General features: G+C 70.8%; 12 protein-coding genes, 1 tRNA gene and 1 pseudogene. 3 read left to right on the top strand and 11 right to left on the bottom strand.

The genetic code is table 11. The features are described 5' to 3' along the window. The first annotated feature begins 153 nt into the window (after positions 1-153). Positions 154-417 carry a type II toxin-antitoxin system RelB family anti-toxin gene (gene relB, locus JOY88_RS20795; RefSeq protein ID WP_524539243.1) on the top strand — a complete coding sequence of 88 codons (264 nt, stop codon included), beginning with the start codon at positions 154-156 and terminating at the stop codon, positions 415-417. A gap of 386 nt (positions 418-803) precedes the next feature. Here the strand turns inward: relB and JOY88_RS23225 are convergent. The 6 genes and pseudogenes from JOY88_RS23225 to rsmB form a co-directional block, all read right to left on the bottom strand. Continuing rightward, positions 804-977: pseudogene (locus JOY88_RS23225) on the bottom strand (DUF6538 domain-containing protein); the annotation flags it as partial. 150 nt (positions 978-1,127) lie between these two features. Further along, positions 1,128-1,203 (bottom strand) — tRNA-Phe (locus JOY88_RS20785). A gap of 74 nt (positions 1,204-1,277) precedes the next feature. Then, positions 1,278-1,979, bottom strand: a complete 702-nt coding sequence (locus JOY88_RS20780) for a response regulator (protein WP_293504558.1) — start codon at positions 1,977-1,979, stop codon at positions 1,278-1,280. A gap of 6 nt (positions 1,980-1,985) precedes the next feature. Further along, positions 1,986-4,271: a sensor histidine kinase gene (locus JOY88_RS20775; protein WP_293504557.1), complete on the bottom strand. Its 2,286-nt coding sequence runs from the start codon at positions 4,269-4,271 to the stop codon at positions 1,986-1,988. Further along, positions 4,268-4,795: a DUF4390 domain-containing protein gene (locus JOY88_RS20770; RefSeq protein ID WP_293504556.1), complete on the bottom strand. Its 528-nt coding sequence runs from the start codon at positions 4,793-4,795 to the stop codon at positions 4,268-4,270. The genes JOY88_RS20775 and JOY88_RS20770 overlap by 4 nt, the downstream gene beginning before the upstream one ends. 37 nt (positions 4,796-4,832) lie before the next feature. Beyond that, positions 4,833-6,161 carry a 16S rRNA (cytosine(967)-C(5))-methyltransferase RsmB gene (rsmB, locus tag JOY88_RS20765; protein ID WP_293504555.1) on the bottom strand — a complete coding sequence of 443 codons (1,329 nt, stop codon included), beginning with the start codon at positions 6,159-6,161 and terminating at the stop codon, positions 4,833-4,835. Positions 6,162-6,204: 43 nt separating this feature from the next. Here rsmB and folE point away from each other — a divergent pair, with 43 nt between their 5' ends. Continuing rightward, positions 6,205-6,900, top strand: coding sequence for a GTP cyclohydrolase I (gene folE, locus JOY88_RS20760; RefSeq protein ID WP_293504554.1), 696 nt, complete (start codon positions 6,205-6,207; stop codon positions 6,898-6,900). A 99-nt stretch (positions 6,901-6,999) separates the two neighbouring features. On the opposite strand, the gene JOY88_RS20755 is transcribed toward folE, so the two are convergent. After that, the gene (locus tag JOY88_RS20755) at positions 7,000-7,563 is read right to left on the bottom strand and encodes a LemA family protein (protein WP_293504553.1); all 564 of its coding nucleotides are present in this window, start codon (positions 7,561-7,563) and stop codon (positions 7,000-7,002) included. Beyond that, positions 7,560-8,267, bottom strand: a complete 708-nt coding sequence (queC, locus tag JOY88_RS20750; RefSeq protein ID WP_293504552.1) for a 7-cyano-7-deazaguanine synthase QueC — start codon at positions 8,265-8,267, stop codon at positions 7,560-7,562. The genes JOY88_RS20755 and queC overlap by 4 nt, the downstream gene beginning before the upstream one ends. A gap of 55 nt (positions 8,268-8,322) precedes the next feature. Between queC and JOY88_RS20745 the strand changes: the two genes are divergently transcribed. Then, positions 8,323-9,900, top strand: a complete 1,578-nt coding sequence (locus tag JOY88_RS20745) for a DUF4139 domain-containing protein (RefSeq protein WP_293504551.1) — start codon at positions 8,323-8,325, stop codon at positions 9,898-9,900. A gap of 165 nt (positions 9,901-10,065) precedes the next feature. On the opposite strand, the gene JOY88_RS20740 is transcribed toward JOY88_RS20745, so the two are convergent. The 3 genes from JOY88_RS20740 to JOY88_RS20730 are packed head-to-tail and all read right to left on the bottom strand — an operon-like array spanning position 10,066 to position 13,438. Beyond that, entirely contained in the window at positions 10,066-10,347 is a 282-nt protein-coding gene (locus JOY88_RS20740) for a hypothetical protein (protein WP_293504550.1), read from the bottom strand. Then, positions 10,344-11,594, bottom strand: a complete 1,251-nt coding sequence (locus tag JOY88_RS20735) for a glutamate-5-semialdehyde dehydrogenase (RefSeq protein ID WP_293504549.1) — start codon at positions 11,592-11,594, stop codon at positions 10,344-10,346. Before JOY88_RS20735 ends, JOY88_RS20740 begins: the two co-directional genes overlap by 4 nt. A gap of 29 nt (positions 11,595-11,623) precedes the next feature. Then, positions 11,624-13,438, bottom strand: coding sequence for a tetratricopeptide repeat protein (locus JOY88_RS20730; RefSeq protein ID WP_293504548.1), 1,815 nt, complete (start codon positions 13,436-13,438; stop codon positions 11,624-11,626). Positions 13,439-13,495: the final 57 nt, after the last annotated feature.

The following is a 13,495-nucleotide window of genomic DNA, read 5'->3' as shown; positions in this document are numbered from 1 at the left end:
CGTGCTCTGGCGCAGCAGCGCTTGGAGCGCGTTGCGGTCCTTCCTCGACAGCTTGACGACTTGCGCTTGACGGCCTCTCCCCATGGGGAGTCGAGCTTACATCAAAGCTCTTTTATAAGAAACTTATTTAGGGGATGTTGTACTAGGACTTGTATGCCTCAGTTCATTGTCCGCACACCCGATCAACTGCCTTCCCTGCTGCAGGCCTTCCGCAAGGAGGCCGGCTTGACCCAGGAAGAGGTGGCCCTGCGACTGGGCGTCTCACAGCAGACCTACTCCGCGATGGAGAGGAACGCCGACAAGGTGGGTGCCGCCCGTCTGCTGAGGCTGCTCACTTCTGCGGCTCTGGGCTGCTCAACGGCCAACGGGGCGAGCGGCGCCACGTCCTGCCCCAGCGGCACACTTTCGCCGTCGTGACGCCGCAGCGCCCAATCCGAGAGCTTGTAGACGTGCTCCTCAAACGCCCGCTGCAACAACAGCGCGGAAGGCGTGTCAGCGACCGGCATCGGCAAGTTGGCAGCCCGCAGTGCTGCCTTGACATGCGGAGCAACCAGTGCGGCCCAATCGCCGTCAGGCGGCTCCTCGCCCTGCGCAACGGCTTCACGAAGCGATATGAAGGTCTGCCATTCCTCGCCGTGCTCGGCGCGCTCCCAGGCCCCGCCAGGGCCTTCCACGAGCATCTTCGTAAATTGCCCCGTCCGCTCTAGCTTTTCCTGCTCAGCCCGGAACCAACGCGCGGCCAGTTGCTGGGCATCGAAAGCGCTGATCGCCGCGACGCCCTTCAGCTCAGCCCTGGCCGCAGCAAACGCTTCATCTGACTGAACCCAGGCGCGGGCATGTTCGTGCTTCGCCTGTTCAGGGTCGCGCGTCTGCAAGGACCGCTTGTATTCGTGCCCGAGGGCCGCCCTTAGCTCAAGAGGAACCTTGCGGCGGAGGTAGTAGATGCCTGATGTCGGATGCTTGAACGGGTCGGCCATGAACGCGCTACGGCGGCGGAGTTTGCTGGTCAGTCTAGAGGCGGAAAGTGCCACGGTGTACCTGTCTGGTGTACCAGAGCAAGCGGACTAGCGATGACCCGGAAAGCAAAAAGCCCCTGACTCCGTTATGAATCAAGGGCTTAGCGTTCTTGGTGGCCAAGGGCGGAATCGAACCACCGACACGCGGATTTTCAATCCGCTGCTCTACCAACTGAGCTACTTGGCCTTTGTTCTTCTTGCTGAGCCAGCCGGGCTGATCAGCGAAGTCCACGACTATAGCACAGTCGCGGGCGCCAATGGCTAGCCGCCGCTGCCGCGCTTGTTGCGGCTCAGGTCCACGCCCAACTGCTTGAGCTTGCGGTAGAGGTGGGTGCGTTCCAGGCCGGTCTTCTCGGCGACGCGCGTCATGGAGCCGTTCTCCTTGGCGAGGTGGAACTCGAAGTAGCTCTTCTCGAAGGCGTCGCGCGCCTCGCGCAGCGGACGGTCGAGCTCGAAGCTCTGCTCGGACGCCAGCGCATTGCTGATGGGCAGGTGGCTGGACAGCGCAATGCCGTGGTTGGTCGCGGCAGGCAGGCTGCCGGGTTCGGCGCGGGTGTAGCTGGGCAGGCCCACCACGGCCGGCGCGGGGCGCGGCGGGGCGGTCTTGACGAGGGCCTGCTCGACGGCGCGCAGCAGCTTCTGCAGCGTGATGGGCTTTTCGAGGAAGGCGATGGCGCCGAACTTGGTGGCCTCGACCGCCGTGTCTATGGTGCCGTGGCCGCTCATCATGATGACGGGCATGGTCAGCAGGCCGGCGCCGCCCCACTCCTTGAGCAGCGTGACGCCGTCGACATCGGGCATCCAGATGTCGAGCAGCACCAGGTCCGGGCGCATGCGCTCGCGCGCCGCCCGCGCCTGGGTGGCGTTCTCGGCAAGCTCGATGGTGTGCCCCTCGTCGCTGAGGATTTCGGACAGCAGGGCACGAATGCCCAACTCGTCGTCGACAACAAGAATGGTGGCCATGAATCCTTAGGTCTTGGCACCTTGCGCACCGGGCTCGGTGGCAGGTGTCAGGTTCGAAAATGATAGCGAAACTTGCGCACCGATCACGAGGGCGTCGTGTTCATCGTCAACGGGAGAACCCGCATCGGGAGCCGGATGCAGGTTGCGCAGCGAGATTCGGGCGCCATGTTCGTCGGCGATTTTCTTGACGACGGCCAGGCCCAGGCCGGTGCCCTTGGCCTTGGTCGTCACATAGGGTTCGAAGGCGCGCTTGAGCACCTTGTCGGCGAAACCGGGGCCGTTGTCGATGATGTGCAGGCGCACCGCGCGCGGCATGCCGGCCTCGGTCACGGCCAGCGAGGAGCGCACGGTGACGTGGCCGTCGGGGCGATCCTGCACGGCGTCCAGCGCGTTCTGCACGAGGTTGTGGATGACCTGGCGCAGCTGGCTGGCATCGCCCTTGATGGCGGGCAGGCGGGGCGCCAGGTCGGCGGTCAGGCGCCCCCGGTCCTGCGGCTCGGCGTACAGGCTCAGGACCTCGTGCACGAGGGCGTTGAGGTCCAGCGGCGTGAGCTGGGCCGAGGGCAGGCGGGCGTAGTCGCGGAACTCGTTGACGAGCTGCTTCATCGCCTGCACCTGGTTGACGATGGTGGCCACCGAGCGCACCAGCATGGCTTGGTCGGTGCCTTCCAGCTTGGCCTCGAGCTTGTGCTGCAGGCGCTCGGCGGAGAGCTGGATGGGCGTCAGCGGGTTCTTGATCTCGTGGGCCAGCCGGCGCGCGACCTCGCTCCAGGCGGCCGAGCGCTGGGCCGAGACGACCTCGGAGATGTCGTCGAAGACGACCAGGCGCGCGCCCTGCGGCAGCGGCGCGCCGCGCACCAGCAGCGTCAGCAAGTCCTGCTTGGGGTCCAGCTGCAGTTCGAAGGACTCCTGCCAGAGCTCGCGCTCCATGCCGCGCTCGCCGTCGGCGCTGAGGCTTTGCTCGAAGCGCTGGTCCAGCTTGGCGGCGAACTCGGCCAGGCCGGGCACGTCGCCCAGGGGACGGTCGACGTAGGCCGACAGCGGCAGGCGCAGGATGCGCGTCGCGCCCGGGTTGACCGTCTCCAGGCGTCCCTGCGCGTCAAAGACGAGCACGCCGGCGGTCAGGTTGTCGAGGATGGTCTGCAGGTGGGTGCGGGCGGCGTCCAGCTCGGCAACGGTGCGCGTGACCTGCGCGCGCGCATCGGCCAGCTGGCCCGTCATGTCGGCGAAGGAGCGCGTCAGGCCGCCCAGCTCGTCGCGCGAGCCGAGCACGGGGCGCACCGAGAGGTCGCCCTGGGCCACGTGACGCACGCCGTCGGCCAGCATCAAGAGCGGCCGCGCGAGCTGGTTGCCCAGCGTGACGGCCAGCAGCAGCGCCGCGAAGGTGGCCAGGATGAGCACCAGCGTCAGCGTGTTCAGGTACATGCGGCGCAGGCCCACGCGCTCCAGCGAGCGCTGCTGGTACTCGCTGTTGGCCGTCTGCACGGCGAGCGCATTCGTCAGCATGCTGGACGGGATGCGCTGGATGACCATCAGGTAGCGCTCGCCCAGTCCCAGCCGCAGCTCGGTGTTGGGCAGCAGGGCCAGCGTGCGGATCTGGGCACCGCCCTGCAGGGCGGTGGCCTCGTCCTCCAGGCCCTCGAGCTGGCTGGCCGGCTGGCCGCCGCGGGCGCGGCTCAGCATGCTGTCGCTGGGCCGGTCCGGCGTGAGCTGGCGCGTGTCGCCGCCGCTCTCGAGCAGGATCTGGCCCTTGCCGCCGACGATGGCGACGGTGCGCGCGCCCAGCTTGTCGCGCAGCCGCTCCAGCAGGAGCAGCTGGGGCGTGCTGCTGTCGGCGAGCTGGTCGGCGGCGTCGCGGGTCTTGCTGCCGAGGTCGCTGACCATCGCGTCCAGCGTGCCGCGGCCGAGGTTGAGGCCGGCCTCCAGCGCGCTGGCGAGCTTGACGTCGAACCAGGTCTCGATGCTGCGGTTCACGAACTGGTAGGAGACGGCGTAGATCAGCACGCCCGGCACGATGCCGACGAGGGCGAAGATGGCCGCCAGCTTGAACAGCAGCCGGCTGCCGAAGCGGCCGCGGCGCACGCGCACGACCAGGCGCACGGCGGCCGTCAGGATGACCAGGGTCAGCACCGTGGCGACGGCCACGTTGACCCAGTACAGCCAGTGGTAGTGGCGCTCGAAGAAGCCGCGCTCGCTCGTCGTGCCTATGGACAGCAGGAAGGCCAGCACGCCGGCCACGCCCGTGAGGGTCACCCCCGTGATGACCCAGCCCCAACGCGCGGCCTTGGTCATTTGAGGGAGAAGTCGCTGCCGAGGTTGTGCTTGCGCTCGACACTGAGCGCGAAGCCGGACTGCAGGCCGCCGATCTGCATCAGGCGCGGCAGCTGGTTGACGTCCAGCCGGTAGCTGAACTCCAGGTAGTAGCCGCTGCCGTCCTCGATGTCCTTGGGCTCGGCGATGCGCCAGCCGCTCTGGCCGCGCAGCACGGTCAGTGCCTCGTCCAGCGTCGCGAAGCTCTGGTGCAGGCCGCCGGTGGAGACGCGGTACTGCCGCGTCAGCGAATTCCAGGTCAGGCGCCAGCCGCGCTCGGAGCGCGCCACGCGGGCATCGCGCCAGTACCAGCGGCTGCGCAGCACGTTGGCCTCGGCGACGAAGTACAGCGCCACGTCCTTGTGCAGCGCGTCCACGGCGGCGCGGCTCAGCTCGAAGCGGGTCGTGAAGCTCAGCTCCAGCCCGTCGTCGCCCTTGTGCGTCGCGAGCTGGGTAAGCTCGATGCCGTCGGCCCGCGCCGCGCCCGGAAAAAGGGCAAGCAGCACGGCGAAGCAGGCAGCGATGACGATTCGGGCGAACAACTCAGCGGCGGGTCAGCAGGGCGTAGAAGAAGCCGTCGAGCGGCGGCGAAGGCTGGGTGGCATTGTCGGCCAGGGGCAGCAGGTGACCCGTGAACCCGGGCACGACGTGCGACTTCGCATCGGCATGGCGTTGCAAAAATGCGTCGAGCTGGGCCTGACCTTCGGCCCGGAAGACCGAGCAGGTGGCATAGACCAGCCGCCCGCCCGGCGCCAGCAGCGGCCACAGCGCGTCCAGCAGCTCGGCCTGGATGCGGGCCAGCGCGGCGATGTCGTCGGGGCGGCGCAGCCAGCGCACGTCGGGGTGGCGGCGCACGATGCCGGAGGCGCTGCAGGGGGCGTCGAGCAGGATGGCGTCGAAGGGCACCCCGTCCCACCAGGCGGCGGTCTGGCGGGCGTCGACGGCCTTGAGCGTCGCCTGCTGGCCAAGGCGGGTGAGGTTGTCCTGCACGCGGCCCAGGCGCTGGGCGTCGGCGTCCAGCGCGGTCAGCTGCAGGTCGGGCTGCAGCTCCAGCAGATGGGCCGTCTTGCCGCCGGGGGCCGCGCAGGCATCCAGCACGCGGGCGCCGGGCCTCAGCTTGAAGTCCGGGCCGGTGCCGAGCAGCAGCGGCGCGGCCAGCTGGGCCGCGGCGTCCTGCACCGAGACCAGGCCTTCTGCGAAGCCCGGCAGGGCCGTGACGGGCGCCGGCCGGTCCAGCACGAGGGCCTGTGGCGTGGGCGCGCCCAGCACCCGCGCGGGCAGCCCCAGGCCGGCCAGGCGCTCGACGTACTCGGCCGCCGTCGCACGCTGGGCGTGCACGCGCAGCGTCATCGGCGGCGGGCGGTTGTTGGCGGCCAGGATGGCCTGCCACTGCGCGGGCCAGTCCTGGCGCAGCTTCTCCACCCACCAGGCCGGGTGGTTGAAGGCGCCCTGGGGGTTGCGCTCGGCCGCGGCGACGAGCGCGTCGCGCTCGCGCAGGAAGCGCCGCAGCACGGCGTTGACGAAGGCGGCGCTGGCCGGCGCGCGGGTCTTGGCGGCGTGGACGGCCTGGTCCACCAGCGTGTGGTCGGCATAGGCAGGCTCGGGATCGGGCCACAGCAGGGCCAGCGCGACGAGCAGCAGCGCGTCCACGCGCGGCGGCGGCGCCTTGGGCGCGAGCTGCTGGCGCACGGCCTCGGCGCCGCCGAGGCGGCGCAGCGCCGTGAAGGCCAGGGCCTGGGTGCCGGGGCGAAGCTCGGCCGGCACGCGGGCCAGCAGATCGGTCAGCGAGCGGCCCTCGCGCACGCCTTGCACGGCGTCGGCGGCCTGGGACAGCAGCCGGTGCAGCGGGGCAGACTGGGGACTTTGGGACATGGCTGCAGTGTAGAAGTGGGCTTTGCCCGGACAATCCGCGCCCATGAACGCTCCCGCATCTGACGCGCCGGTCTCCGAGCGCATCCGCTACCGCCTCGTGTCGGCAGGCTGCCGCCACCATGCCAACGACAACATTGCCGCCTTCATCGAACCCGGCGAGCTTGACGCGCTGCAGGACGAGGTCCAGGCCAGGATGCAGGCCGTGCTGCAAAGCCTGGTCATCGACACCGACAGCGACCACAACACCCAGGAAACGGCCAAGCGCGTGGCCAAGATGTTCATCCGCGAGGTCTTTGCCGGCCGCTACGCCGAGGCGCCCACGGTCACCGAGTTCCCCAATGTCGGCCGCCTCAACGAGCTGATGATCGTCGGCCCGATCACGGTGCGCAGCGCCTGCTCCCACCACCTCTGCCCCATCCTCGGCCGGGTGTGGGTGGGCATCATGCCCAACGAGCATTCCAACCTGATCGGCCTGTCCAAGTACGTGCGCCTGACCGACTGGGTCATGAACCGCCCGCAGATCCAGGAGGAGGCCGTCATCATGCTGGCCAACGAGCTGGAGACCCGCGTCCAGCCCGACGGCCTGGCCGTCGTCATGGAGGCCGACCACTTCTGCATGCACTGGCGCGGCGTGAAGGACAACCAGGCGGCGATGACCAACAGCGTCATGCGCGGCGCATTCCTGACGGATGCCAACCTGCGGCGGGAGTTCCTGGCCCTGATGCCGAAGAAGTCGTGAGCCTCTCGCCCGGCCTCGCGAGGGGCCGGCGAAGCGCGGCATCGAGCCGCGAGCACATCGCCTGACCGGCCTGGGGCGCTCGGCCCCAGGCGCCGCGATCTACAGCGAGCGCGCCTCGCTGAACCCGTACAGGTTCGCCAGCAGCCGCGTCGGGAACTGGTGCAGCGCCTCGTTGTACTGGGCCACCGCCTGGTTGAAGACCTGGCGCGCAAAGGCGCGCTGGCGCTCGATGAGCTTGAGCTCGCTGACGAGGCCGTCGATCCCGGACTCGCTGCGCAGCTCGGCCTGGTGGTCCAGCAGCGACAGCAGGCGCGTCAGCGCCGCCGCATGCAGGGCGCTGGCCACGGCCAGGCTGCCCACCGGGTCGGGCGCCCAGGGCTTGCCGCGCGAGGCCTGCATGGCGGCCTGGGATTCGGCCTGCGCGCTGGCCAGCGCGTCGAAGGTGGCCTGCTCGCTGGGCAGGCGCGGCGCCACGGCGGCCAGCAGCTTGTCGCAGGCCTCGCTGCGCTCCTTCAGGTGCCCGCCCAGCTGCGTGAAGGCGTCGCCGATGGCGTTGCGCAGCGCCATCAGCCGGTTGTAGGCGCCCACGCCCCAGAAGAACAGCAGCGCGGCGACGACGATGCCGGCCATCTGCCAGTTGAGCCAGTTGAGCCAGGCCGTCACGGCCGGGCTCCGCGGTACTGCTCGAAGCCCCGCGCCCGCAGCGCGCAGGCCGGGCAATGGCCGCAGCCATGGCCCCAGGCATGCAGCGCGCCGCGCTCGCCGAGGTAGCAGGTGTGCGTCTCCTCGACGATGAGCTTCACCAGCGCTGCGCCTCCCAGGCCCTCGGCCATGCGCCAGGTGGCCGCCTTGTCGATGAACATCAGCGGCGTCTCCAGCGTCATGGGCGCGTCCAGGCCCAGGCTGAGCGCCACCTGCAGCGCCTTCATCGTGTTGTCGCGGCAGTCCGGGTAGCCGGAGAAGTCGGTCTCGCACATGCCGCCCACCAGCACGCTGGCGCCGCGCCGGTAGGCCAGCGTCGCCGCGAAGGTCAGGAACAGCAGGTTGCGGCCCGGCACGAAGGTGTTGGGCAGGCCGTTGGCCTGCAGCTCGATGGCGCGCTCGTCGGTCAGCGCCGTGTCGCTGATCTGGCCCAGCAGCGAGAGGTCCAGCAGATGGTCGGCGCCGAGCCGGCCGGCCCAGGCCGGGAACTGGCGCGCGATCTCGGCACGCACGGCGTTGCGGCAGTCCAGCTCGACGCGGTGGCGCTGGCCATAGTCGAAGGCCAGCGTCTCGACCTCGGCATAACGGTCCAGGGCCCAGGCCAGGCAGGTGGTGGAGTCCTGGCCGCCGGAAAAAAGTACCAGGGCTTTGCGGTTGTCGATCATGGGCGGGATGCTACCTTTGCCCTCCCGTCCACATGGCCCGCAAGCCCTCCCGACCATGAAGCAAGCGCCCCTGCTGATCGCCGCCCTGCTCCCGCCGCTGGCGCTGGCCCAGTCCCGCATCGACGAAGTGCTGGTCTACCCGGGCGGCGCCCAGGTCATGCGCCTGGCCACGGTCGCCGCGGGCGCGCGCGAGCTGGTGCTGAACTGCCTGACGGCGCGCTTCGACCCCGACTCGCTGCAGGTCTCGGCGCCCGAGGGCGTCAACCTGGGCCCGGTGCAGGTCGAGACGCTGCCGCGCGAGCGTGCGCCCGAATGCGCCACCAGCCCGCTGGACGAGCAACTGCGCAAGCTCGAAGCCCAGCGCGACACGCTGGCGGCCGAGTCGGGCGCGCTGGATACCAGCCTGGGCTACCTGAAGGCGCTGGGCTCGGGCGAGGCCCGCGCGACGCCGGCCACCGGCATCGCGACCACGGCCGACAGCATCCGCAGGACCGCGCTGGACGCGCTGCAGCGCCAGGCCCAGTTGCGCCGACAGCTCGAAGACCTGGACAAGCAGCTCGCGCCGCTGAAGGGCGAGCGCGACCGCCTGGCCGCGGCCAACCCGCAATGGCGCAGCCTGCGCGTGCGCCTGTCCACCGCGCGCGAGGCCGAGCTGAAGCTGAGCTACCGCGTGCAGCAGGCCGGCTGGGCGCCAAGCTACCGCGCGCTGCTGGACAGCGCCAGCGGCGCATTGAACCTGGAGCGCCTGGCCCAGGTGTCGCAGCAAAGCGGCGAGGACTGGAGGAACGTGAAGCTGCGCCTGTCCACGGCGCAGGCGACGCAGAAGGTGGGCCAGAACCCGCCCTGGCCGTGGAAGCTGGACCTGCTGCCGCCGCCCGGGCCGGCGGCGATAGCCGATATGCGCATGCAGGCGGCGCCGGCCCCGGTCGCCATGTCCGTGGCCGCCCAGGGCTCACGTGTCGTCGGCGAGCCTGAACTGGAACGCTTCGATCTGAGCGTCTTCCAGGGCAGCTACGCCACCGAGTTCGTGCTGCCGCTGCGCGTCAGCATCGACAGCGGCACGCAGCGCGCCAGCCTGGCGCTGGGCAGCGAGAAGCAGCAGGCCAGGGTGCTGGCCCGCGTGCAGCCGCAGAGCGAGGCCGGCGCCTACCTCGTCGCCGAGACCGTCAAGCCCGCCGGCTCCTGGCCGCGCGGCGCGGTGCAGCTGGTGCGCGACGGCGCCCTGGTGGGCAGCAGCACGCTCGACGTCGCGGGCAGCGACGACAGGCTGGAACTGCCCTTCGGCCGCGACGACGCCGTGCGCGTGCAGATCGAGCCCGAGCAGCGCAACGCCGCCAACACCGGCTTCATCGGCACGCGCGCCGAGCACCGCTACGGACGCGGCTACGTCGTCGAAAACCGCCACTCGACGGGCGCGGTCACGCTGCAGCTCGTCGAGGCCTCGCCGGTGTCACAGCACGAGGACATCAAGGTGCAGGCCCAGTTCAGCCCGACTCCGACGACGCAGGCCTGGCGCAAGCAGCCGGGCCTGGTGCTGTGGGAGCAGCCGCTGGCGGCTGGGCAAAGCCAGCGGTTCACGGCGGACTATGTGATCAGTGCGCCAAAGGAGGCGCAGGTGACGGGGTTGCGGTAGCGCGGTCGGTATCTGGCCATTGCCGCTGCCCCTTTGGAGAGGCCGGGGGCGCCGCCTGCCTCATCCATTGACTGCGCAACCATCTGACCGGAGCGCAGCGCAGGGGTCGCGGGCCTCGGGCTCCGATGCACCGAGGCAGGGCCGCGTCCGGCAGGGCCCTGGCGCCTACCGGCCGGAGCGCTCGGCCGCCCGGGACTTCGCGACGGAGATCCACGTCGACTCGTCCGGACGGAGCTCCGGAAACGCCTTGACCGCCGGGTTGATCATCATGTCCATGACCGCCGACATGGTCCGGCCAAAGGCGAGCTTGATCTCCCGCGCCTGCTCGGGCGCAAGCCCCTCGATGGCAGCGGCAACCGCGTGATCCAGCGCCGCCATCGCATCGATGCCGGCATCCCGCATCGCGCGGGCGCAGGCCGGGTTCGGAGGAAACACGACGCCGGTCATTCCCTCACCTCGCCCTGCCCCAGCACCACCCACTTCATCGACGTCAGCCCCTCCAGCCCCACCGGCCCGCGGGCGTGGAACTTGTCGGTGGAGATGCCGATCTCGGCGCCCAGGCCGTATTCGAAGCCGTCGGCGAAGCGTGTGCTGGCGTTGACCATCACGCTGGCCGAATCGACCTCGCGCAGAAAGCGCATCGCGTTCGGGTGATTCGTCGTCAGGATCGCGTCCGTGTGGTGCGAGCCGTGGCGGTTGATGTGGGCGATGGCCTCGTCCAGCGAATCGACGACCTTGATGCTGATGACGGGCGCGAGGTATTCGGTGGACCAGTCATCCTCGCTCGCCGGCACGGCGGCGGGCAGCAGCGCCCGGGTGCGGCCGCAGCCGCGCATCTCCACGCCCTTGGCCGCGAACACCTCGGCGATGCGCGGCAGGAAGGCCCGGGCCTGCGCCGCGTGCACCAGCAGCGACTCGGTCGCATTGCAGGGGCTGTACTTCTGCGTCTTGGCGTTGTCGACGACCTTGACGGCCTGCTCCAGGTCGACGAACTCGTCGACATAGCTGTGGCAGTTGCCGTCCAGGTGCTTGATGACGGGCACCCTGGCCTCGGCCGAGATGCGCTCGATCAGCCCCTTGCCGCCGCGCGGGATGATGACGTCCACCCACTGCGGCGAGCTGATCAGCAGGCCGACGGCGGCACGGTCGGTCGTGTTGACGAGCTGCACGGCGGCGCGCGGCAGGCCGGCTTCCTCCAGCGACGCGGCCACCAGCTCGGCCAGCGCGAGGTTGGAATGGATGGCCTCGGAGCCGCCGCGCAGGATGCAGGCGTTGCCGCTCTTGATGGCCAGCGACGCGGCCTCGATGGTCACGTTGGGGCGGCTCTCGTAGATCATGCCGAACACGCCCAGCGGCACGCGCATCTGGCCCACGCTGATGCCGCTGGGGCGGCGCTTCACGCCGCTGATCTCGCCGATGGGGTCTGGCATGGCGGCGATCTGCTCGCAGCCCTCGGCCACCGTGGCCAGCGTCTTGGCGTCCAGCTTGAGGCGGTCGCGCAGCGGGCCGCTCAACTCGGCGGCACCGGCCAGGTCGCGCGCATTGGCCTCGGCCAGCGCCGGGCCGGCCTCGCGCAGGCGGCGGGCCAGGGCCAGCAGCGCGGCGTTCTTGGCGGCCGTCGAGGCGGCGGCCATCCTTGTTGCGGCGGCGCGGGCGGCGCAGCCGAGGTCGTCCATGTAGGCGGTCAGGCTCATGGACGCTATTGTCCCAAAGGGGGACTGGCCTAGAGCCTGGTGAGGTCGGGCCCGCCCTCCGCGCCGAACCAAGCCTTGCTCAACGCCTGGCGAGCGCTCTTCTCGGCCGCCGCATCGCCCTTGCGCTTGTAGACCTCGGCCAGCGCCGCCAGCGCCCAGCCGTTGTTGCGCACGCGGGCGAGCGAGTCGCGCAGGGCCTTCTCGGCCTCGTCGAGGCGCCCCTGGCGCAGGCGCACGGCACCGAGGGACTGGCGCACCGGGTAGTACCAGTAGGGCGGCTCGGTGTAGGTCAGGCCGTCCTCGATGGCGACGGCCTGCTCCAGCGCGTCGGCGGCGCCGGCGAGGTCGCCCTGCGCGTCGGCCAGGCGGGCGCTGGCGACGAGGCGGGCCGTCTGCGTGATGGCCTTGGCGGGGATGCCCCAGGCGTCGAAGGGCGTGAAGTCCGCGCGGCTCTCCAGCGCCGTGAGGGCCGCGATCTCGCGCTGGGCCCCGGCCATGTCGCGGCGCGCGGCATGGGCGACGGCGCGGGCGTAGTGGTACATGACGCGCACCAGCACGAGGTCCTCGGCCGGCGCGGGCAGCTTCAGGATGACGTCGGGCGGGCTGAACTGGGCATGCGTCGTGTAGGGCGCGGCCTTGACGGGCTGCATGATGGGGTAGGCCTTGACGACGTCGACCGGCATGGCCGCGTCGAGCTTGGCCGCGGCCTCGGTGGCCGTGCGCCCGGCGCCGCCCATCTGGGCCGACACCATCAGGAAGTGGATGTTGTGAGGGTAGTAGGCCGAGCGGTAGAGCGGGTCGGACGGCGACTTCCTGAAGTAGGCCTCGTCGACCTCGATGGCCACGCGGTTGGACTCCAGCGCCTCGCGGTACAGGCCCACGCGGTAGTAGATGTGCGAGGGCATGTGGACGATGTGGCCGGCGCCGGGCATCTGCGCGGCCAGGCGGCGCGCGGGCGCCAGGGCCCGCTCGGGCGTCGTCGAGGCCTCGACGGCATGGATGTAGAGGTGGATGGCGCCGGCATGGCTGGGGCTGCGCTTGAGCACGGTCTCCAGCGCGGCCAGGATGTCGGCCGTGCGGCCCTTGGGCTGCGTGCCGGCAACCTCCCAGTAGTCCCAGGGCTGGGTGTCCATCGCGGCCTCGGCATGCAGCACCTGCATCAGGTCCTCGCCGGGGAAGCGGGCGGCGACGGCCTTCATCGCATCCGCATAGGCCGCGTCCAGCGGGGCGCGGTCGGCCGGCGGCCCGGCCTGGTAGCGCGCCTGCAGCGCCTCGATGAGGGCGCGCTCGCGCGGCGGGAGCTTGTCCTTCAGCACGACGGCGCGCTGCAGCGCGGCCCAGGCGGGCGCGTTGGCCTCGGGCTGCATGGGCACGTTGATGTTGGGGCCGAGGACGAGGGCCTCGCCCCAGAAGCACAGGCCGCAGCCGGGGTCGAGCTTCTGCGCGGCCTGGAAGGCACGCTGGGCCTCGGCATGGTTGAAGGCGAAGCTCAGGCGCAGGCCCTGGTCGAAGTAGGCCTGCACCGTGGGCGACGCCTGGGCGAGCTTAAAGCTCATGTGGCCCAGGTCCTTGTAGACCGGCACGTCACCCGGCGCGGCCTTCATGGGCGCGGGCTGGAAGGGCGCCGTCTCGGTCTTGCGCGGCGTGGCGGCCGCCGCCAGGGCCTGCAGCAGCACGGGCCGGCCGGCCACCGAGGGGGCGCAGACGCCGCCGGGGCGGCTCAGCAGCGGGTCGAAGGCGGCGGCGGTATCGGCGCTGCCGGCCAGGGCCGTCAGCCCGAGACCCAGACCGGCGGCGGCCAGGGCCCGCAGCAGGCGGGAGGCGAGTCGGTGGCGAGCAGGCATGCGTCCTCCGGGCCCGGCGGGGGCCGAGCCGGCATGCTCGCACCGGCCGCGCCGGCG

It is taken from the genome of Roseateles sp. (assembly GCF_019237615.1).
GTDB lineage: Bacteria > Pseudomonadota > Gammaproteobacteria > Burkholderiales > Burkholderiaceae_C > Pelomonas.
This window is presented reverse-complemented; position numbering and strand designations above follow the sequence as displayed.

Bases quoted from the DNA above. Each gene is read 5' to 3' on its own strand.
- JOY88_RS20780 (WP_293504558.1), bottom strand. From the start codon at position 1,979: ATGGCCACCATTCTTGTTGTCGACGACGAGTTGGGCATTCGTGCCCTG.
- JOY88_RS20775 (WP_293504557.1), bottom strand. From the start codon at position 4,271: ATGACCAAGGCCGCGCGTTGGGGCTGGGTCATCACGGGGGTGACCCTC.
- JOY88_RS20730 (WP_293504548.1), bottom strand. From the start codon at position 13,438: ATGCCTGCTCGCCACCGACTCGCCTCCCGCCTGCTGCGGGCCCTGGCC.
- relB (WP_524539243.1), top strand. From the start codon at position 154: ATGCCTCAGTTCATTGTCCGCACACCCGATCAACTGCCTTCCCTGCTG.
- JOY88_RS20735 (WP_293504549.1), bottom strand. From the start codon at position 11,594: ATGAGCCTGACCGCCTACATGGACGACCTCGGCTGCGCCGCCCGCGCC.
- folE (WP_293504554.1), top strand. From the start codon at position 6,205: ATGAACGCTCCCGCATCTGACGCGCCGGTCTCCGAGCGCATCCGCTAC.
- rsmB (WP_293504555.1), bottom strand. From the start codon at position 6,161: ATGTCCCAAAGTCCCCAGTCTGCCCCGCTGCACCGGCTGCTGTCCCAG.
- JOY88_RS20740 (WP_293504550.1), bottom strand. From the start codon at position 10,347: ATGACCGGCGTCGTGTTTCCTCCGAACCCGGCCTGCGCCCGCGCGATG.
- queC (WP_293504552.1), bottom strand. From the start codon at position 8,267: ATGATCGACAACCGCAAAGCCCTGGTACTTTTTTCCGGCGGCCAGGAC.
- JOY88_RS20745 (WP_293504551.1), top strand. From the start codon at position 8,323: ATGAAGCAAGCGCCCCTGCTGATCGCCGCCCTGCTCCCGCCGCTGGCG.